The sequence below is a fragment of the Hyalangium sp. genome (genome assembly GCF_045802625.1).
GTDB lineage: Bacteria > Myxococcota > Myxococcia > Myxococcales > Myxococcaceae > Hyalangium.
Map to the genome: position 1 here is coordinate 109,043 of NZ_JBJMQP010000118.1, position 19,659 is coordinate 128,701.

At 69.7% G+C, this 19,659-nt stretch carries 17 protein-coding genes and 1 pseudogene; 7 read left to right on the plus strand and 11 right to left on the minus strand.

Features of this window, described 5'->3' with window-relative positions; genetic code table 11:
• Window position 1 precedes the first annotated feature (1 nt).
• On the minus strand, window positions 2-520 hold the full coding sequence (locus ACJ8AT_RS22445) for a secretin and TonB N-terminal domain-containing protein (RefSeq protein ID WP_407739845.1): 519 nt from the start codon (window positions 518-520) through the stop codon (window positions 2-4).
• A 312-nt stretch (window positions 521-832) separates the two neighbouring features.
• A complete protein-coding gene (locus ACJ8AT_RS22450) occupies window positions 833-1,636 on the minus strand; it encodes a hypothetical protein (protein ID WP_407739846.1) in 804 nt (267 codons plus the stop codon).
• A gap of 172 nt (window positions 1,637-1,808) precedes the next feature.
• Between ACJ8AT_RS22450 and ACJ8AT_RS22455 the strand changes: the two genes are divergently transcribed.
• Together ACJ8AT_RS22455 and ACJ8AT_RS22460 are read left to right on the plus strand one after the other, a co-directional pair.
• On the plus strand, window positions 1,809-3,203 hold the full coding sequence (locus tag ACJ8AT_RS22455) for a M16 family metallopeptidase (protein ID WP_407739847.1): 1,395 nt from the start codon (window positions 1,809-1,811) through the stop codon (window positions 3,201-3,203).
• Window positions 3,203-4,753 (plus strand): insulinase family protein, encoded by a 1,551-nt coding sequence (locus ACJ8AT_RS22460; protein WP_407739848.1) that lies wholly within the window; start codon window positions 3,203-3,205, stop codon window positions 4,751-4,753. The genes ACJ8AT_RS22455 and ACJ8AT_RS22460 overlap by 1 nt, the downstream gene beginning before the upstream one ends.
• An 86-nt stretch (window positions 4,754-4,839) precedes the next feature.
• On the opposite strand, the gene ACJ8AT_RS22465 is transcribed toward ACJ8AT_RS22460, so the two are convergent.
• The 6 genes and pseudogenes from ACJ8AT_RS22465 to ACJ8AT_RS22490 all read right to left on the minus strand — a co-directional run bounded on the left by ACJ8AT_RS22465 (window position 4,840) and on the right by ACJ8AT_RS22490 (window position 11,514).
• The gene (locus tag ACJ8AT_RS22465; protein WP_407739849.1) at window positions 4,840-5,118 is read right to left on the minus strand and encodes a hypothetical protein; all 279 of its coding nucleotides are present in this window, start codon (window positions 5,116-5,118) and stop codon (window positions 4,840-4,842) included.
• A gap of 201 nt (window positions 5,119-5,319) precedes the next feature.
• The gene (locus ACJ8AT_RS22470) at window positions 5,320-6,567 is read right to left on the minus strand and encodes an MFS transporter (protein ID WP_407739850.1); all 1,248 of its coding nucleotides are present in this window, start codon (window positions 6,565-6,567) and stop codon (window positions 5,320-5,322) included.
• Between the two features lie 146 nt (window positions 6,568-6,713).
• Window positions 6,714-7,766 (minus strand): annotated as a pseudogene (locus tag ACJ8AT_RS22475) (CapA family protein); the annotation flags it as partial.
• A gap of 238 nt (window positions 7,767-8,004) precedes the next feature.
• Window positions 8,005-8,766 carry a tRNA1(Val) (adenine(37)-N6)-methyltransferase gene (locus tag ACJ8AT_RS22480; RefSeq protein WP_407739851.1) on the minus strand — a complete coding sequence of 254 codons (762 nt, stop codon included), beginning with the start codon at window positions 8,764-8,766 and terminating at the stop codon, window positions 8,005-8,007.
• Entirely contained in the window at window positions 8,763-9,719 is a 957-nt protein-coding gene (gshB, locus tag ACJ8AT_RS22485) for a glutathione synthase (RefSeq protein ID WP_407739852.1), read from the minus strand. The genes ACJ8AT_RS22480 and gshB overlap by 4 nt, the downstream gene beginning before the upstream one ends.
• Window position 9,720: 1 nt before the next feature.
• The gene (locus tag ACJ8AT_RS22490; RefSeq protein WP_407739853.1) at window positions 9,721-11,514 is read right to left on the minus strand and encodes a serine/threonine-protein kinase; all 1,794 of its coding nucleotides are present in this window, start codon (window positions 11,512-11,514) and stop codon (window positions 9,721-9,723) included.
• Window positions 11,515-11,976: 462 nt separating this feature from the next.
• Here ACJ8AT_RS22490 and ACJ8AT_RS22495 point away from each other — a divergent pair, with 462 nt between their 5' ends.
• Both ACJ8AT_RS22495 and ACJ8AT_RS22500 read left to right on the plus strand, forming a co-directional pair.
• Window positions 11,977-12,792, plus strand: coding sequence for a hypothetical protein (locus ACJ8AT_RS22495; protein ID WP_407739854.1), 816 nt, complete (start codon window positions 11,977-11,979; stop codon window positions 12,790-12,792).
• Window positions 12,789-13,670 carry a hypothetical protein gene (locus ACJ8AT_RS22500; protein WP_407739855.1) on the plus strand — a complete coding sequence of 294 codons (882 nt, stop codon included), beginning with the start codon at window positions 12,789-12,791 and terminating at the stop codon, window positions 13,668-13,670. The genes ACJ8AT_RS22495 and ACJ8AT_RS22500 overlap by 4 nt, the downstream gene beginning before the upstream one ends.
• Before the next feature lie 62 nt (window positions 13,671-13,732).
• On the opposite strand, the gene ACJ8AT_RS22505 is transcribed toward ACJ8AT_RS22500, so the two are convergent.
• From ACJ8AT_RS22505 to ACJ8AT_RS22515, 3 genes are all read right to left on the minus strand, one after another.
• Window positions 13,733-14,026: a hypothetical protein gene (locus tag ACJ8AT_RS22505; RefSeq protein ID WP_407739856.1), complete on the minus strand. Its 294-nt coding sequence runs from the start codon at window positions 14,024-14,026 to the stop codon at window positions 13,733-13,735.
• A 31-nt stretch (window positions 14,027-14,057) separates the two neighbouring features.
• Window positions 14,058-14,360, minus strand: coding sequence for a hypothetical protein (locus ACJ8AT_RS22510; protein WP_407739857.1), 303 nt, complete (start codon window positions 14,358-14,360; stop codon window positions 14,058-14,060).
• Between the two features lie 131 nt (window positions 14,361-14,491).
• The gene (locus ACJ8AT_RS22515) at window positions 14,492-15,454 is read right to left on the minus strand and encodes a hypothetical protein (RefSeq protein WP_407739858.1); all 963 of its coding nucleotides are present in this window, start codon (window positions 15,452-15,454) and stop codon (window positions 14,492-14,494) included.
• 176 nt (window positions 15,455-15,630) lie between these two features.
• Here ACJ8AT_RS22515 and ACJ8AT_RS22520 point away from each other — a divergent pair, with 176 nt between their 5' ends.
• The 3 genes from ACJ8AT_RS22520 to msrB all read left to right on the plus strand — a co-directional run bounded on the left by ACJ8AT_RS22520 (window position 15,631) and on the right by msrB (window position 19,653).
• Window positions 15,631-17,793: a tenascin-X gene (locus tag ACJ8AT_RS22520; RefSeq protein WP_407739859.1), complete on the plus strand. Its 2,163-nt coding sequence runs from the start codon at window positions 15,631-15,633 to the stop codon at window positions 17,791-17,793.
• Window positions 17,794-18,104: 311 nt separating this feature from the next.
• A complete protein-coding gene (locus tag ACJ8AT_RS22525; protein ID WP_407739860.1) occupies window positions 18,105-19,058 on the plus strand; it encodes a trypsin-like serine protease in 954 nt (317 codons plus the stop codon).
• 40 nt (window positions 19,059-19,098) lie between these two features.
• Window positions 19,099-19,653: a peptide-methionine (R)-S-oxide reductase MsrB gene (gene msrB, locus ACJ8AT_RS22530; protein ID WP_407739861.1), complete on the plus strand. Its 555-nt coding sequence runs from the start codon at window positions 19,099-19,101 to the stop codon at window positions 19,651-19,653.
• The last annotated feature ends 6 nt before the right edge of the window (window positions 19,654-19,659 follow it).

Consider the following 19,659-nt stretch of genomic DNA (forward strand, 5'->3'; position numbering starts at 1 on the left):
CTTACGGCAGCGTCACCGGCTCCACGTCCGTGATGATGAGCGTGTTGGTGCGCGCGTCCACGCTGGCCCGGCCACGCGGAGACAGCTGCGCCTGCACCTTCGGCAGCAGATCCGCCGCCTGCGCGTAGTTCACGGGGATGAGCCAGGTATGCAGCGGAGCGAGCTCCTCGTGCGCCTGCTTCAGCTTCGCGCGGGACTGCGCCTCCTCCGTCAGCTGCTTCAGCGGCGCCACGCGCAGCACGTTGCCGCGCCGCTCCTGGCCCAGCCCGTTCGAGGCGAGCACCGTGTCGAGCGCCTCCCGCCACGGCACATCCCGCAGCTTCAGCGTCACCTTGCCCTGCACCTCGTCGGACACCACCAGGTTCAGCCCCCCCTTGTCCGCCAGCATCCTCAGCACGTCATGGAGGTCCGCCCGCACCACATCCAGGGTGATGCGCTGGGACTCGGCTCGAGGTGGATCCGCCAGGGCTGGCGTGGACAGCAGCACCACCGCGGCGAGGGCGGCTCGGACAAGGCTCATGGGCTCCTCCAGGACGGTAAGGCCCCAGGATAGCGAGCCCTCCCGCCCTCGAACCTGCCTCCTGGAAACCTTTGGATTCAGGGCGGAACTACCCTGGCAGCCATCCTGCGCCCGTCTCCCACCTCGAAGGTTTGTGGCCGAATTTCATTTTCGCGGGTCTTTTTCGCAGATTGCAGTCGGCCACAGGGGTTTCACCATCCAGGCACTGGTTCCCCGACGACAGTGCTTGGACGACCCGTGGTTTCTCGCAGCCGTGATGCTCCTTCAACCCCCGGGAGCATCACGGCTGTGGTCTTTTCGGAGCCCGAGCGCTCACCCCATGTCGAGCGCGGCCCGCGCGAAGTAGCTCCACAGCAGCAGGCCCCACAGCACCAGCGAGCCCAGCCCCAGAGCGATGCCGGAGAGGGCCTGTCCCTTGCGGCCAATCGGGGGGATGGCGTGAGGATCCACCCGCCGCAGCGCCACGATGCCCACCAGCACGGCCAGCGGGGCGAACAGGGGAAAGAAGAAGGCGGCCAGGCCCAGGTTCATCGCGTCCCGGGCCCTCGGGTTGTTCTCTCGCACGTGCCACAGCCGCTGGAGCCGGGCCGCGGACACCGGGCGCTGGAAGAAGAGCCGGTTGCGCGTGTCGAAGTAGTAGACGATCGCGGCGGCACCGAGGAACAGGAAGAGGACCGCGAACCCCTGGGAGCCGGACACCCAGCACGCCTGGGTGCAGCCCAGCGAGGTGCCCACGAGCACCTCGCGCGCCCACCGCCAGCCCAGGAAGAAGGCGATGCTGGCGGCCGTGCCCGCCGAGAAGATCAGCGCGAGCGGCCACGGCGTGCGCCGCTCCACCACCGCGAGCACCGTGGCCACCCCGAGCCCCAGCCCCACGGCACCCACCACCCAGCTGGAGGCATCTCGCCTTCCCCACAGCTTGAGGCGGAAGCGCTCCAGGTAGTCCACCTCCGGGCGGGCCGCGCACGCCGAGCACCACGCCTTGCCGAACACCCACCGCACGCAGCCGGCACAGAAGAAGGTGCCGCAGCGCGAGCAGGTGCCGGTGGCGGCTTCTTCCGGGTGGGTGGCGCAGCGGGGCGCCAGCGGCCCCAGCGGCACGTCGAGGCTGGACACGCTCGCCAGTCTCTCACGGCGGCGGCGCTCCCCGCAGTCCCACGCCTGCCCCCGAAGCCGGAAGAAAGGCTCAACAACGAACGCGCGGCGTTCTTCCCCGAGGTGATCCTTGCCCACCTGCGGGGTAGCACGTGCTAAGCGCAGGCCCAGTCACAGGAGGCTCACGCCGCGCATGAAAGCCCTCGCCGCCGCTGTCATCCTCGCGCTCGGTCTGCCCGCGCTCGCCCAGGAGGCGAAGCCGCTGGAGCCGGGCCGCGAGTCCCTCGCGATTCCCTATGAGAAGTACAAGCTCAAGAACGGCCTGGAGGTCATCCTCTCCGTGGACCGCAAGCTGCCCATCGTCGCGGTGAACATCTGGTACCACGTGGGCGCGTACCACGAGACGCCGGGCCGCACCGGGTTCGCCCACCTCTTCGAGCACATGATGTTCCAGGGCTCCAAGAACGTGGCGGATGACGTGCACATCTCGCTGCTGGAGCAGCTGGGCGCCACGGACCTCAACGGCACCACCAGCTTTGATCGCACCAACTACTTCGAGACCGTGCCCAGCAACCACCTGGAGACCGCGCTCTGGCTGGAGAGCGACCGGATGGGCTTCCTGCTGGACACCCTCACCCCGGAGAAGCTCGAGACGCAGCGCGAGGTGGTGAAGAACGAGCGCCGCCAGGGCACCGAGGCGGCTCCCTACGGCCTGGCCCAGGAGAAGTTCTGGCAGGCCCTGTTCCCGCTGCCTCACCCGTACCACGGGGAGGTCATCGGCTCGATGGAGGACCTGAACGCGGCCAACGTGGCCGACGTGAAGGACTTCTTCCGCAAGTGGTACGCGCCCTCCAACGCCACGCTCGCGGTCGTCGGAGACTTCGACGTGGCGAAGACCAAGGCCCTGATCGAGAAGTACTTCGGCTCCCTGCCCAGCGGCCCCAAGCCGGAGAAGCCCCAGGTGGCGCCGGTGAAGCTCACGGGCGAGAAGGTGATCCGCCATGACGAGAAGGTGGCCACGCTGCCCATGCTCAGCCTGGGCTGGCTCAGCCCGCCCTACCTGACGGAGGGGGATGCCACCGCGGACGTGCTGGCCACGGTGCTGGCCACCGGCAAGGCCAGCCGCCTCTACAAGCGCCTGGTGCTGGACAAGCAGATCGCCCAGAGCGTGGAGGCCAGCCAGCAGAGCCTGGGCGCCCAGTCCGCCTTCACCATCGAGGTGGTGGCCCGGCCCGGCGTCTCCACCGAGGCGCTGCAAAAAGAGGTGGATGCCGTGCTGGAGGACATCCGCAAGAACGGCATCACCCAGGAGGAGCTCAACCGCGCTCGCACCCGCTATGACACGCGGATGCTCTCCGGGCTGGAGTCGGTGGGCGGCTTCAGCGGCAAGGCGGACGTGCTCCAGAACTACAACCAGTTCGTCGGCGAGCCGAGCTACCTGGCGCAGGATCTCGCGCGCTACCAGGCGGTGTCCGTGGAGGACGTGAAGCGCTACGCCAACGAGAACCTGCGTCCGGACGGGCGCGTGGTGCTGCACGCCGTGCCGGCGCCGCAGGCCGCCCCCGCCTCCCCGAAGGAGAACAAGTGATGCGCCGCCTCTTCCTCGCTGTCTCCCTGCTGGCGCTGGCCTCGTGCGCCACCACCTCTCAGCCTGAGACGAAGCCCGAATCTGCTCCCGCTCCCCAAGCCGAGGCGCCCAAGGCCGAGGCACCCAAGGCCGAAGCGCCCAAGGCCGAGGACGCCGAGGCCTTCCGCGCGAAGATGCCGGCGCCGGGCAAGGCGCCCGAGCTGGTGCTGCCCGTCTTCGAGCAGGTGAAGCTGGACAACGGCTTGACCGTGCTGGTGAACGCGCGCCACGAGCTGCCGCTCGTCTTCCTGGGCGTGGCCTTCGCCGAAGGCGGCTCGCAAGACCCCGCGAGCCAGGGCGGCCTGGCGGACCTCACCTACAAGATGCTGCTCGAGGGCGCGGGTGGAAAGGACACCATCGCCCTGGACAACGCCTTCGCGGATCTGGGCGTGTCGCCCTCCGTGACGGTGAGCCCGGACGGGGCCGTGGTGGGCGTGCGCGTGCTGACGCGCAACGCGGACAAGGCCCTGGCGCTGCTGTCGGACGTGGCGCGCAGGCCCACCTTCGCGCAGAAGGACTTCGACCGGCGCAAGAAGCAGCAGCTGGCGGACCTGGTGCGGCGGCTGGGCACTCCCAGCTTCCTGGCGAACCAGGCGTACCTCCAGGCCGTCTTTGGCGCGAGCCACCCGTACGGACACCCGGTGTCGGGCACGCCTGCCACCGTGGACAAGATCACGCTGCAGGACGCGAAGCGCTTCTACCAGAAGAACGTGGGCCCCAAGACCGCGGCGCTCGTGGTGGTGGGGGATGTCACCAAGGAGCAGGCCGTGGCGTGGGCGAAGAAGTACTTCGGGGACTGGAAGGGCGAGGCGATGCCGGCACCGCCGCCCCCCGCGCCCCCCGCGCCGCCGAGGGACTCGCTGTTCGTGGTGTACAAGCCCGGCCTGGAGCAGTCGTACATCATGGTGGGCCGGCCCGGCATCTCCGCGAACCACCCGGATCAAGAGGCGCTGGAGCTGGCCACCACGGTGTTCGGCGGCTTCTTCGGCAGCCGGTTGAACATGAACCTGCGCGAGGCCAAGGGCTACACCTATGGCGCCGGGGCCAGCTCGGATCCGCGCCTGGGCGTGGGACCGCTCACCGCCTACTCGCAGGTGCGCGCGGACGTGACGGGCCCCGCGCTGGGCGAGTTCATCCACGAGCTGAACGACATCAAGACCCGGCCCATCACCTCGAAGGAGCTGGAGGCGGCTCGCGAGGGCCTCATCCGCTCGTACCCCGGCATCTTCGAGACGGTGGAGTGGGTGGGCGCCAACGCCGCCACGCTCTTCTTCAAGCGGCTGCCGATGGATGAGTTCGCCCACCAGATCGCCGGGCTGGAGAAGGCCACCCCCGCCGAGGTGCAGCGCGTGGCCGAGGCGTACTTCAACCCCAGCTCGATGCAGATCATCGTCGTGGGGGATCCGGACATCCTCCAGAAGCAGGTGGGCACGCTGAACCTGGGCAAGCTCATCGCCGTGGATGTGGCCGGAGCGGGGACGCCCGCTCCAAGCAAGGCCGAGAAGAAGTAGGCCCGCGCACCGAGGTGGTTCCAGGCGCCGGAGCTCCCCACGGGGCTCCGGCGCTCTGCGTTCATGGCTGCTCGCTGTGCGGGCGGCTAGCTCTTCTCTTCCTCGGCCTCCTCGCGGCCACGCTGCTCGCGCTCCAGCTCGTCCGCCTCGTCGATGGGGCTGCGGATGTCCGGCACGTCACCTCCCACCGGGCCATCGCTGTCGAGGGCGAACTTCTGCTCGCGGGTGTCATGCTTGGACTGGTCCGCGTAGAGGGGCTTGGTGTCATCGGCCTCGAGTCCGCGCTCGACACGGTCCTTGGCGAACGGGGGCTTGTGGGAGGCCTCCTTGCCACCCTTGAGAGGGTCATACTTCCGGCTGCTCATGGTCGGTCTCCTCGTTCCGGGCGCGGAGGGCCCGCGCCTCCCGAGGTTCAATCTCGGGGCGATGGCATCGCGCACCAAGCTGCCTCGAAGGAAGCGTGCCCCTGCTCGCCCGGATGGGAGGTAGCCACCGGACAAGCTTCCGCTCCGTCACACGGCGCGCTGCTCTTCAACCGCCAGGAGCGTAAGCCGCTCCGCCGAGCCTCACGCCTCGATGGCGTCGAAGCTGCGCGGCCGCAGCAGGCGCAGCGAGAGCATCAGCGCCAGGAAGAACACCGCGGCCGAGACGGTGATGAAGCGCACTCCCACGCGGTCCGCCAGCGCGCCCTGCATCCACACGCCCAGCGCGTACCCCGCGTTGAGCACCATGCCGTAGAGGCTGCTCATCCGCGCTCGCAGCTCCCGAGGCGCCCGCGACTGGCAGATGGTGTGGATGCCCGTCAGGCAGATCATGTAGCTGGCACCCAGAAAGAAGATGCCCCCCGCGGCCGTCACCAGCGTGGGCGACAGCCAGTACAGCGCGGCGATAGGGCCAAGGGCGAGCATCACGCCCTCCTGCACGCGCTTGCGCCCGAAGGCGTCGATCAGCATGCCCACGCCCACCGCGGCCACCACCGCCCCCGCACCCTGCGAAGTCACCAGCAGCGACGCGGCCGAGGCCCCCTGCCCGAACACGCGGATGGCGAACACCGGCACCAGGCCGATGAAGGGCGCCACCAGCACCGCGACCACCAGCGTGCTCGACAGCATCAGCCGGATGCCCGCGTCCTGGCGTGCCACCTCCACGCCTCGGGCGATGTCCGCCCACAGCGCCTTCCACAAGCCCTTGAGCTCGAACGCACGCGAGTCCTTGGCGGTGCGCAGCCTCGACAGCGCGGCCAGCACCGCCACGAAGGACAGCGTGTTGATGAGCAGCGCCCACGCAATTCCACCCACGGCCAGCACCAGCGTGGCGAGCAGCGGTCCGATGACGCGCCCCAGGTTGAACTGGGCGGAGCTCAAGCTCAGCGCGCTGTGGAGATCCTCCGGGGGCACGAGCTCGGCGAGCAGCGCGGAGAAGGCCGGGCCGCTGAGCATGTTGAAGCAGCCGTTGAGGAACGCGGTGACGGCCACCAGCGGCACGCTCAGGTGGTGGGTGAAGGCGAGCACCGTGAGCATCGTCGCCAGCAGCATCTGCCCCAGCGTGGCCACCGCCACATAGGTCCGCCGATCAAAGCGGTCCGCCAGCGCTCCGCCCAGCGGCGAGAGCACCAACCCCGGCAGGTACGAGAGCGCCGCCACACCGCCCGTCCACTCGGCCTTGCCCGTCACCTCGGTGACGTAGACGCCGAGCGCCACCGTCTCCATCCAGGTGCCGATGTTGGACACCAGCGAGCCGGTCCAGACCGGGAGGTAGCCGGGATGTCCAAAGGCCCGGAGCGAGGAGATGCGCGAGAGGCGAAGTGCGGGCACGGCCATTCCTTGTAACGCAAGCCTCGGACACGCGCTCGGTGGGCCGAGTTCCCACTCTTGGAGCTCCAATGAACTGAAGCCCCAGGTTGGATCAGCCAGCCTTCAGCATTCTGTTCTCAACAGTGTGTCGTGTGCCGAGCCGCGCGCTACGGCGAGCCCTGCTGTGAGGAGACGGGCGCCCGGCCGCGCGGTGAAATGGCGCCGTCCTCGGAGATCTGCGCACCCGTCTGCGGGAAGTCCTCGGCCGTGAGCTTGCGCACCAGGGAGATGACGCCGTTCTTTGGATCCGGCTCCGGCAGGCCCTGGCCCAGCTGCCGCGTGGGGAGGATGCGGCCGGAGAGGAACTGGCCGGCGCGATCCAGCTCCACCTCGAGCACCATGCCCAACCCTTGAGCGCCCGTCAGGGTGAAGCGCCCGTAGGTGGCGAAGTTGCCCATGGAGTAGGCGATCAGCCGGCCCTTGTAGAACTCCATGGCCCGCGCCACGTGCGGACCGTGGCCGAGGACCAGGTTCGCTCCCGCGTCGATGACGGCGTGGGTGAAGGCGCGCAGGTCTCCGCGGTTCTCGCCGATGAACATCTCCTTGCCGGGGGGTACGTGCACGGCCTTGGCGCCCTCGGCGCCGCCGTGGAACGAGACGATGACCAAGTCATGCTTGGCCGCCACCGAGCGCACCAGCTCCTTGGCCGTGGGGATGTCGTTGACGTAGTTGCACGAGGCGGAGGTGTGGAACGCGATCAGGCCGATGCGCAGCCCGTTGCGCTCCAGCGTGGCCACGGTGCCCGCGGGTCCGCTCCAGGCGATACCGAGCTTGTCCAGGGTGGACTCGGTCTGCCGCCGGCACTCCTCGCCGAAGTCGCCCGAGTGGTTGTTGGCGGTGGAGACCACGTCCACGCCCGCGTCCTTGAGCGCCTGGCCGAAGGCGGTGGGCGAGCGGAACGCGTAGCAGTTCTTGGGCGAGCGGCACTTCGTCGTCTCGCCACCGTCGCACAGCGGGCCCTCGAGGTTCACGAAGGTCATGTCCGCGTCCTCCAGCAACGGGCGCACGGCGGAGATGACCCCGTCGGGGCCGTTGGGAGGCAGGTGTCCCTCGGGAACGGTGGTGCCGAGCATCACGTCTCCGGTGGCGCGGATGCGAAGCTTCGTGCTCTCGGGAGGCGCCGCGCGCTGCGAGGGCTCGGGAGCTACGGCGGGCGCGGCCTGGGCAGCGGACGTGGGAGGCACAGCGGCAGGCGCAGCAGGGGGCGCGGCGGGAGAAGCAGCCTGCGGTATAGCGGCGAGCATCAACAGCAGGAGAACGGACGAAGGCATGGCGCGCGCATATTACGGTTCTCGTGCTGCTCCGAAGAGAAACCGCTGGTTCGAGCCGAGCGCTCGCTCACTGCCCAAGCAGGTTCAAGCGCCTCCTCCCTGACTGGAGCCCTGAGGAGCCTGGGGCTCAAGCTCGCTCGGAGCGGGGAGGATCCATCAGCGCTGCCACTTCCGGCGCGTATCCCCCCGGGCCCTCGCCATGGACGATGAGCGGCGCGAGCACCTTCAGCCCGCGATCGCTGTCCCTCAGCGCATGCACGAGGAAGCGCGTGGCGGGCGAACCCGCCCTCGCGTGGATCAGGCGCAGCGCCCGAGGGAACAAGCGAGCCGAGGTGAGCAGCCCGAGCACCTCCGTCAGCCGAGAGGCCGGGTACACCAGGCTCACGCCGCCGCCGGGTGCCAGCGCGTGCCGGGCCGCGGAGACCACCGCGGGCGCATCACACGCCAGCTCCTGCTTGGACAGGGCGCGCTCCGGGTCCGGGCTGATCACTCCGGCGCTCCGAGGACGGAAGGGGGGATTCGAGACGACGAGGGCATAGCCCCCGGCCGGGAGCAGCGTCCGGGCCTCGCGGAGATCTCCAAGCAAGGGCCTGATCCGGCCTTGCAGCCCGTTGAGCGCCACGCCTCGCACCAGCCGCGCGTGCACCGTGGGTTGGAGCTCCAGCGCATCAATGGGGCCTCGGCCGAACTGGCGCGCGAGCAGGAAGGACACCACGCCGCTGCCCGCGCCGAGCTCCAGCACGGCTCCCTCCGAGGCTCCCTCCGAAGCAGCGAACGCCGCCAGCAGCACGGCATCCAGGTTGAAGCGGTAGCCGCCTCGGCGCTGCAGCACGCGCACGCCCGACGTCCCGATGGAGTCGAGCGTCTCCTCCGGTGGAGAGAGGCTCACCGCTTCGCCGCCAGGCGCTCCGCCATCTGGATGACGTGTGTCTCCACGCAGGTCTGATCCAGCACGTTGATCTCCGCCAGACCCGTGGGGCTCGTCACGTTCACCTCGGTGAGGTAGTCGCCGAGCACGTCGATGCCCACCACCAGCAGCCCCCGCTCGAGCAGCTTGGGCTTCAAGCGCGCGCAGATCTGCTTCTCCCGCTCCGTCAGCGTTGTCTTCACCGGCTTGCCGCCGGCGGCCATGTTGCCCCGGTGATCATCATCCGAGGGCACTCGCAGCACCGCGCCCCGGGGCTCGCCGTCCACCAGGATGATGCGCTTGTCCCCCTGGCGGCTCTGCGGCACGTACGCCTGGGCCATGATGGCCTGGCGGCCCAGGTTCGTGAGCATCTCCAGCATGGAGCGCATGTTCCGGTCTCCCTGGGCGCAGAAGACGATGCCCTGGCCCCCGAACCCGTCGATGGGCTTGAGGATCGTCCCGGCCGGGTGCCTTCGGATGAAGTCCATTAGGACGGACTTCTCCCCGGAGACACACGTCTCCGGCATCAGCTCCGGGAAGTTCAACGTGTAGAGCTTCTCGTTGGCGTCCCGGATGCCCTGCGGGCTGTTGATGTAGACCGGAGGCCGGCCCGAACACAGCTCCACCAGCTGGGTGGCGTGCAGAAACTCCGCGTCCACCGGCGGATCCTTCCGCATGAAGAGCACGTCCAGGCTGGAGATGCTCCGCACCGACTCGTCGAGCACCTCGAAGTGGCGCCCGGCCTCCCGCCGCACGGTGACGGTGCGCATGCGGGCCTCGGTGGCCGTCCCGGAGAAGCGCAGCCAGCTCTGCTCGAAGTAGCGCACGGTGTGCCCGCGCTTCTGCGCCTCCAGCATCATCTGGAACGTGGAGTCATGGTCCACCCGCACGTGCTCGAGCGGGTCCATCAAGAAGCCGAAGGTGAGCGGAGCCATCTCAGTGGGCCTCGGGGATGTCGTTGAGCGAGAAGCGGTGCAGCGCAGTCTTACCCGCTTCGATGGGCACGGACAGCACTCGCTGCTTCTTGTCAGGGCCCACGATGCGCAGCAGGTTGGTCCCCACCGGCATCGGCGTATTGAACAGCGGAGTCTTTCCCAGCAAGCGCTTGCCCAGGAACACCTGGGCCTCCGGGTTGATGACGAGCGTCATCTTCCCCTGCGCGGTGCGGCTCCCCTTCGAGGGCTTCTCTGCTCCCTCCTTGGTGCTCGGGCTCTCCTTGGCTCCGGGCTGGGCGGCCTTGCCGTCCTGCGCTCCCGGGGCCTCCGCCACACCCGGGGCCGCGGGGCCCGCGTCCGAGGCGTCGCTGGTGGGTTTGACGGGCTGGCCCGGCTCGGGGAACACCTTGAGCCGCGGGTCCGCGTACGTCTTCACGACGGGCTCCGGCTGCACCTCGTCGTTCAGCCGCTTCGTCAGCGTCAACGCCAGGTAGCCGCCGCCCAGCACGATGCTCGTCAACACCCCGATCCACAGCACCGTGTTCAGCGTCTTGCCGCCGCCGGGGCTCGAGTCTCGCATCGTCTGGGGTGCCACCCGGGTGGCGGGGACGCGGACGTCCTCTTCCGTGAGCGACGGATCCAGCTTCACGTTGGAGGTCTCATCCTCCTCCAAGGTGGGTGACCTCCGCGGCGGGGCCTTGGGCGCGGGGGCCTTGGGTACCTTCTCCTCGTAGGGCTCGGTTCTGTGTCTCTTCGGGTGGAGCGAGGCGAAGATGTCCTCGGCCGCCGCGTTGGCCGAGGCGTCAGCGCTCTCCAGCAGCGTGCGCGTGGCCGTCATCTTCTTCTCGAAGAGCTGGCGCATCACCGCCGCGCGGCGATCCGCGTCCCACAGCTCCCGGCCCGCGGTCTGCTCCAGCGCTCGCGACAGATCCTTGGCGGTCTGGAACCGCCGCTCAGGATCTCTCTCGAGCGCCCGGAGGATGACCGCCGCCAGCCCCTCGAACATGCCCATCGACGGGTGCCGCGGCGCGGGAATGGGCGCCTCGAGGATGTTCACCATCTCGTCGCGCTCGGTCTTCCCCGCGAAGAGCCGCTCCCCGGTGGCCAGCTCCCAGAGCACCACCCCCACCGAGAACACATCGCTGCGGCCGTCGAGCTTCTCGCCTCGCACCTGCTCCGGAGACATGTACCCGGAGGTGCCCTTCACCGTCCCCGCACGCGTGCGCTCCAGGCTGTTGCGCGCCTTGGCGATGCCGAAGTCCAGCAGCTTCACCACTCCGTCGTACGTCACCATGATGTTCTTCTGGGCGACGTCGCGGTGGATGATGGGGCTGGGCCGGCCCGAGGGGTCCGTGAACGTGTGCGCGTAGTGCAGCGCCTGGCAGACGTCGCGCACCGCCGACACGCTGTACTCCAGGGGGATGGGCTCCTGGCGGCGCCGGTACGCGGCGGTGAGCTGATCCAGGTTCTGCCCGGCGATGAACTCCATGGCCAGGAACAGGCCGTCGTCCTCCTCGCCCAGCTCGAACACCTGCGCGATGTTCGGGTGGTTGAAGGCGGCGGTGATGCGCGCCTCGTCCAGGAACATGCGCACGAACTGCTCGTTGCCGCGCACGTCCGGGAGGATGCGCTTGAGGGCCACGTACTTGCGGAAGCCTCCCGGCCCCGCGGTGAAGCCGAGGAACAGCTCGGCCATGCCTCCCACGGAGAGCTGGGTGATGATCTGGTACTTGCCGATCTGCTCGCTCTGGGGGTCATCCGACCCGACCGGCGCCCATTTTCCCGATGCGGCCATGGGCTCGAAGGATAGCCCGGACCCGCTGCGCGACAGGCACTTCCGTGCACCGCGGGGGCCCGCTGCGGCACCGCCTGCCTGCCCCAGCTCCGGGAGCCCTCACCCCCAGTGGAGTCGTGTAGGCCGCCCCACCCTGTGGGAGTCCTGTGGACGACAGACAGACCCCTGTGGAGAAACCGTCACGGGCAGGGGCCCCTGTGGGCCGCTGGGGAAAAACGCCAACTTGTCCACATGACGCAATCCAGAGATTCTCTTGGGATTGCAGGGGCTTACTGACTTTTCCCCAAGTCTGCGCGACCGGCTGTCACTACTGCTAGATCTCCTCTCTCTATAACCTATGGAAGAAGAAGCAGGGCCTGGGGACGGAAGGTGTGCACGGGCCGGGATTTCGGCAAGGGGGGCCGGAATTCTGATCCGCGAATGGAGCTTCCGGGCCCGGTCCGGGGGTAGAGTGCGCGCCCCGTGCATACCCCGCTGCTGCTCCTGCTCTGTCTCGGTGCCGCTTCGCCCTCGGGCGAGGAGCGCTCGCTCGCGCGGGCCGAGCGCCTCTTCGACGCGCTGGAGTTCGATGCGGCCGCCACGGCCTTCGACGCCGCGCTGCGGGAGCCGGCCACGCGGGAGGAGCGCCTCCGGGAGTGGAAGGGACTGGCGCTGTCCAAGGCCTTCATGGGCCAGGGCAAGCAGGCCCAGGCGTACTTCGAGGAGCTGCTGGCCATTGATCCGGACGCCGACGTGAGCCGCTCGATGGGGCCGAAGATCCGCAAGCCCTTCGATGCCGCGCGCCGGAAGATGCAGGGCACGCCGCGAGCGGTGCTGAAGGTGACGCGGCGCGAGGATGGGCAGGTGGAGGCGGAGCTGGAGCATGCGCTGGCGCGGGTGACGAAGGTGGCCGTCTACGTGCGGCAGCCGGGAGACGCCTCGTTCCAGGTGACGCAGGGCGAGGCGCCCGGGCCGGTGGTGGCGAAGGCCCCCGCGGAGCGAGCGGTGGAGGCGTACGCGGAGGCGCTCGACGAGGCCCAGGGTGTGCTCGTCCTGCAAGGCAGCGCCACGGCTCCGCAGCGCTTCGAGGCCACGAAGGAGCCTCCCCCGGCGGTGAAGGCGGCCAAGGAGCCGGTGCGCGAGGAGGTGGCTGTCGAGGAGCGCCACCGGCCGGTGTGGCCCTTCGTGGTGGGCGGAGCCGGGCTGGTGGTGGCCGCTGGCGTGGTGGCGGGCATCGTCCTCTCCCAGCCGCCGGAGCTGAAGCTGCCGCCCGCGGACCGCACGGGGCGGCTGCCATGAGCCCCGCCCGGTTCGCGGTGGTGCTGCTGGGGGTGCTCGTGTGGGCCGCGTGCGAGAAGACCGAGCCCCTGGTGCCGCCGGACCTGTGCGCCACCGTGGCGTGCTCCACCGGGCAGACGTGCGTGGAGGGCCGGTGCCTGGCCACCACGTGCCGAGGCATTGCCTGTGGCCTGGGCCAGGTCTGCGAGCGCGAGGCCTGCGTGGAGGCAGCGTGCCTGGGCGTCACCTGCGCGGACGGCCAGCGCTGCCGGGGAGGGACGTGCACCCGGGTGAGCTGCTCGCAGGGCTCGTCGTGCTACCCCACGGAGCGGTGCACGGACTCGGCCTGCGTGTTCGACACCTGCATTGGCATCAAGTGCCCTCAAGGCACGGTCTGCCGGGCGGATGGGGCGTGCCGCAGCGTGGCGTGCACGGGCGACTACAACTGCGAGCAGACCGAGCGCTGTGGCCCGGACGGGCGCTGTGTGCCCACCTCGGGCTGCGCGGCGGTGCGCTGTCCGGCCCAGCAGGTGTGCCGGGAGGGAGCGTGCCAGGCCCTGGCGTGCTCCGCGGACAAGGACTGCATGGCGGGCGAGCTCTGCCGCTTCGGCACGTGCCTGGCCTCCACGGATCCGTGCGCGGCGGTGAGCTCGTGCCCCTCGGGACAGGTGTGCCGGGAGGGAGCGTGCGTGCAGCAGGCGTGCGGAGCGGGCAAGCCGTGTCAGGGGCTCGAGGGTTGCCGCGCGGGCGTGTGCGAAGGGCCGTTGCGAGCCGAGGCCCAGGGCCTGGCGCCTGCGGCGGGCCAGCTCGGCACCAAGGGACCTGGGAGCATCGGCGGAGGCGTGGGCGGAGCGCCGCTCCAAGGCCCCACGCACACGCTCCAGCCTGGAGCGTTCTGACCCGATACCTCTCCTCGACGGGAGCCAACCTCGTCGCCGCGCAGTGGGCCCCGGAGCGGGCCTCAGTGCGGCGGGCGCAGGTGCTGCAGCAGTTTCGGTAGCTCTTGCAGCAGTTTCGCGTCGAGCTGCTCCAGCGCGTGACGGATGGCCTCCAGGTGCTCGTTGGAGCCGCCCTTGCGGGCCAGCCGGTGCAGCACGCGCAGTTGCTGGTTGCGCACCACGAGCCGCGCCAGCACTTCCTCCAACTGCTCGCCTAACTGGGGAGGCGGTGGAGGTTCAGTGCCGAGCCGCTCGCGGAGCTGCTCGATCAAGGTCGTGAGCTGCCGGGACTCGTTGTAACCCGCCGCGCGCTGCATGGTGAATCCACCACCTCCAGAGGGTCACCGCTCAGGCGTCCTGCCGCTTCCAGTTCAGCCCGGTGAGCATCAGCCGCGAGTGCGGATCATCCATCTCCACGCTCACCGTGCAGCCCGCTACCTCCAGACACATAGCATAGGTGTAGCCGTGGGTCTGGCCCGCGCGCTCCTGCCCCGTGAGAGCGGCCACGCGGAACAGCTCGGCCAGCACCTGCTGCCGCACGTACGCGGGCAGCGTGTTCATGGTTGGCTGCAAGGCCCGCGGAATGAGCACCGTGAAGGCTCGGGGCTGTGTGTCCGCTTCCGTGAAATCCGTGGCATTGACGTGGTCCATGACCCATGGCGATGCCAGAACCGTACCCAGTCAAGGCCTAGCGATTCCGAGCACTTGGCTGCCCGCCTGGCAAGGGCCAGGGCCTGAAGCTGTAGAAAGGACAGTCCGAAGCGCCAGCCGAGGGAGTCAGATCAGGGGATGCGGCAGCAGATGGCGTAGGCGGTGGGCGCCACGGCGGTGTGCGTGCGGCAGACATAGCCGGGCACGCTGCCAGCAGGGGTGGACCCATCGACGGCGGTGACGCCCGTGGGCCCGAAGGTGGTGCCCGCGCCCACGGCACTGGCTTCCAAATCCGTGCAGCCGCCCCCGGTGAGGATCTCGTTGGTGGCACACCAGGCCGTGGAGACCGACGCGGAGGTGTTGCCGGTGGCGGTCTTATAGGTGCACGTCAGCGTGTGGGTGTGGTTGGAGCGCGCGGCGGTGTTGGCGCTGCCGGTTCCGGCGAAGTTCACCGAGAGATCTTTGGCAGCATTGAGGGTGAGGCCGTTGCCGTAGGTGTTCGGCGCGTTGTTCAGCTTCGTCTTGTCGGCGGCGGCCATGAAGCCATCCACGGTGGGAGTGGCCACGGGGTGGGTATGGGAGGCGTCCGCGAAGGTGGAGGCGGCGCGGCCCTGGAGCTTGTTGCTGTCATCCGCCAGCGGAACCAGGCTGTGCGTGTGGTTGACGTCCGCGAAGGTGGAGGCGGCGCGGCCCTCGAGGCGGTTGCTGTCATCGGCGCGCAGGGCGTACGGCACGGAGACGACGGGCAGGCGCGGGGTGAGCTCGGACTGGCCCACGATGGAGACACCCAGGTAGAGCGCCTGGCCGTTGAGGACGCCCGCGGGCAGGGGAGCCGAGGCGCCGAGCACCACCGCGTAGTACCCGTTGGTCACCGGGGTGCCCAGGTGGCTCTCCTCCCAGAGCGGGGCGCCGCCGGTGGCCGTGGCATAGAGATCGAAGCGCAGATCCTGGGCCGCCGTCTCCGGCGAGCCATCCGCGCGCACCAGGCGTCCCTGGAAGGTCATCTGCCGGGGCAGGTCCACCGCCCGAGCGGAGGGCGCGAGCAGGACGGCACTGGCCACGGCGAGCACGAGGAGCAGGCGGGGCAGAGGCATGGTGATTCCAGAGCAGGAGAGGTGATCCATGTTGAATCCTCGGGCCACGAGGAGTGGCTGGCCAACAGGCGTGCGAGGGGAGCGTACGGAAGGGGCCTCGCGTGCGGCGGCGCCGAGGACTATACGCCTCCGGGCGAGGTTCACCGATGGGATGCGCGAAAACAGCGGCTGGGGCAGTGTGGGTCCCTCTCGTGGTGGGCCTGGCGGTGGCGGTGCTCGGGGCGGGCTGCCACAACGAACAGACGCTGGTGGACACTCAGGGCCGGCTGCGCCTGTCGGCCGAGCAGGTGACGTTCCCCAGCACCTACGTGGGGACAACTCGCGAGCAGACGGTGCGAGTCCTCAATGCGGGCCGCTCGGCGCTGCGGATCAGCTGGACACCCGTGGACGCGCCCTTCACGGTGGAGGGGCTGCCGGATCGGCTCGGCACGGACGAGGCGGAGCTGCGGGTGCGCTTTGCTCCCATGGCGCCGGGCTCGTACTCGGCCACGTTGACGGGCACGGCCTCGGGGGGCGGCACGGTGACGCTGACGCTGACGGGCGAGGGGCTCGCCATCCCCGCCTGCCCCACGCCGACGGCCTGCCACAGCTTCACCTTTGATGTGGCGACGGAGCAGTGCGTGGAGGCGCAGCTGCCGGACGGCATGGCGTGCGACCCGGGCAACGAGTGCGTGGTGGGCGCCACGTGCCAGGCGGGCCGGTGCAAGGGCCAGGAGCGGGTGTGCGACGACGGCAATGCCTGCACCACGGACGTGTGCAACCCGCTGGACGGGTGCCAGGCCGTGCCGGCGCCGCCGTGCCCGGGAGACGGGGTGTGCCAGGTGGGCGTGTGCGATCCAGTGAAGGGCTGCGGGCTGGCGAAGGCCCCGGACGGCACCTTCTGCGGCCCTCGGCGCGGGTGCGATGTGGCGGACGTGTGCGTGGACGCGAAGTGCGTCGCGAGGGATCTGCCGGACGGCTTCCAGTGCGAGCCCGCCACGCCGTGCCAGGGCGAGGGCCGCTGCGATGGCTCGGTCTGCGCGCGCCCGCCGCCCACGGTGCTGGCGCCCAACTGGACGCTGGACGCGCAGAAACAGTCGGTGGACCTGCACGACATGATGGTGTGGCCGGATGGGAACGTGACGCTCTCGGGCTTCTTCGCGAGCCCGGTGCTGGACGCGACGAGCGACACGCCGCGGGTGTCTCAGGGCACGGCCCGGCGCTGCATGCTGTGGAACGCGCGCCTGCTGTGCATGGACTCTCCGCAGCAGGGGCAGGTGTCGCTGGTGGAGCGGACCACGGGCGTGGCCCGGTGGAGCTTCACGCTGGCGGCGGCCCGGCCGGATCTGGCGGCGATGACGAACCAGACGCTCTTCATGGCGCGGCTGGCGGTGATGGCCTCGGACCGGCTGGCGGCGCTCTTCGAGGCGTACCCCGTGAACGAGCCGAGCAACACGCTGTGCCGGGTGTACTTCCTGGTGGTGCTGGACGCGAAGGGAGGGCTGGTGTCGGCGGGGCAGCTCACGGATCCGCTGCTGGCGCAGTGCAACCACCCGCACCCGTTCGGGCTGGTGTCGGATGTGGCGGGAGATCTGTACCTGACCTTCTCGCCGACGGTGAACGCGGGGGCGCCGCTGCAGGCGGGCTCGCCCACGCTGGTGATGGCGTACTCGTCGGATGGGGTGGAGCGGTGGCGGAAGACGCTGCCCATGCATGGCGGTGAGCTGGGGACGGTGCGAGGGCTGCTGTTGCCCGAGCGCGCCAGCCAGGCGCTGCGGACGCAGGACGGGGCGGAGGTGGGCGCGCTGCCGGTGCTGGGGCGGGTGGTGGCGACGCGGGAGGTGATGGTGCCGAGCCCCGCGGGCACCACGGTGAACCCGGATGCGACCGTGGTCAGCTCTCCCGAGCTGAAAGGGTACACGGTGCCAGAGCTCACGCCGGCGTGGACCTACCGGCTGGGGGAGGGACAGAGCTTCGTGTCGAAGGAGCTGCGGCTGGCGGAGACGCGGCCCGGAGCGGACGCCGAGGGCATCGAGACGCTGGTGCTGGGCTTCGTGGCGGACAACTTCACGCCGACGCTGGTGGGGGTGCGAGCGAAGGATGGCTCGGAGGCGTTCCGGTGTGCGCTCTCCTACTCGCCGCGCACGATGCCGCAGCTCTTCGAGCTGGGCCCGGAGAGCCTGGTGCTGATGGACGGGGCGAGCACCTGCGGCGAGTGTGATTTGCCCTTCGCCAACAGCCGTGCGCGCTTCCAGCGCTTCCCGCTGCCGGGGCTACAGCCCGCGGAGCAACCCTGGCCGGGGACGTTCGGAGGCCCGGGCCACGGCCACCACGAGCTCCCGGTGCGCAGCTCGCCGTGATGGCCAGAGATTCCAAATCGAGCAGTGCGCTAAGGAGATAGCGCTCAACGAGTCTCTGACCATCGTGGGTTCTGGGTACGACGAGACTGCCGAGGAATGCGAGAACCAATGCTTCATCCATGTTCCGGCAGCATCCGAGCAGGCGCCGCTCCAGACAACGTTGCGGGGCCTGTCCATCCTGCCCTACTCTACGGGTCATGCTGCCCGTTCGACGGCACGTCCGCTATCCCGTGACTCCACTCCCCAGGCCCGCGCACAGCCGGGGCTCGTGGCGCCCTCCCAGGCAGGTCGATCCCTTGTGGGTCCAGTTCGTGCGCGCCTTCTTGTTCTACATGCTGTTTCTGATCAACGACTCGGGCCACCAGCGCGCACCCGCCATCAAGCTCGCCCCGACCACCGTCGAGAAGCAGAAGAAGCCAGAGCGCACCGAGCGGCTGGTGACCGCGGGGGTGCTGCGGGACTCGCCCAAGGACACGCGCCTGCTCTCGTTGGCGGGCAAGGTGGATGTGAGCAATCGCTACCTGTCCTCCGTGCTCGTGACGGTGGACTCCGAGGATGAGCAGGACGGAGGCGTGTGCAGCGGCGCCATCATCGGCCCCCGGCTCGTGCTGACCGCGGGCCACTGCGTGTGTCCGCGGCGGCGAGTGCCCTTCGAGACGAGCGGAACCCCGTTCATCATCGATCGCGTTGCCTGCGCGAAGAAGGCTCGGGTGACGACCTCCTTCTACGAGCCGCGCTCGGTGCTGGGAGAGGACACGTACTCGCTCCGCAACTCCCACGAGGGCACGGTGCTCCCCCATCCGGCGCTGCAAGTCCTCATCGACGCGCAGGAGCAGGTGGTCTCCAGCAGCGCGGACCTGGCGCTCATCATCCTGAAGGAGCCCCTCGAGAAGAAGTTCAAGCCGGTGCCCCTGGCGGACCGGCAGCTTCGGCCCAACGAGTCCATCGTCATCCTGGGCTCGGGCTACGACGAGCTGACCCGCGTGTATGACGGAGAGCGGCGCTCCAGCCGCAACCAGGTGAAGGAGCCGCTGCCCGAGGGCGGTGGCAGGCTGCGCATCGAGCAGCCCGGAGGCCACCACTACCGGGGCGACAGCGGAGGGCCGTGCCTGCGCGAGAGCGTCGAGGGAACCGAGCTGGTGGGCATCTCCAGCCGGAACCTGGGAGAGGGCGCCTCCATCACGAGCACCTACGCGTACCGGGACTGGCTGCGCGCGGAGCTCAAGCGCGTGGACGCCCCGCCACTGCCCGAGCGTCTGGAGTAGCCCGAAGTAACCTCCCGGCGGGCCCGTGCGTATCCCAGGCATGGACCGACGACGAAAGTGGTGGTGGGCAGGCTTGATAGTGGTTCCCCTGGTCGCGCTCGCCGCGGGCACGGGAGACAAGCCCGCGAGCGCTCCCAAGCCGGCACAGGGCTCCGAGAAGACCTCGGAGGCCTCGGCGCCGCAGAAGGCTCCGAGCCCCTCGGAGAAGGTGGTGAAGACGGACGAGGAGTGGCGCCAGCAGCTCACGCCCGAGCAGTTCCACATCCTGCGGGAGCAGGGCACCGAGCGCGCCTTCACCGGCAAGTACTGGAACAACCACGAGAAGGGCGTCTACCGCTGCGCCGCGTGCGGCCAGGTGCTCTTCTCCTCGGACACCAAGTTCGAGTCCGGCACGGGCTGGCCCAGCTTCTGGCAGCCCGTGTCCCCCGCCGCCGTGGAGCTGCACGAGGACAACAGCTTCTTCATGACGCGCACGGAGGTGCTGTGCAGCCGCTGCGGCGGGCACCTGGGCCACGTCTTCCCGGACGGCCCGGAGCCCACGGGTCTGCGCTACTGCATGAACTCGGGGGCGCTCACCTTCGAGAAGAAGCCGTAGGCGCCT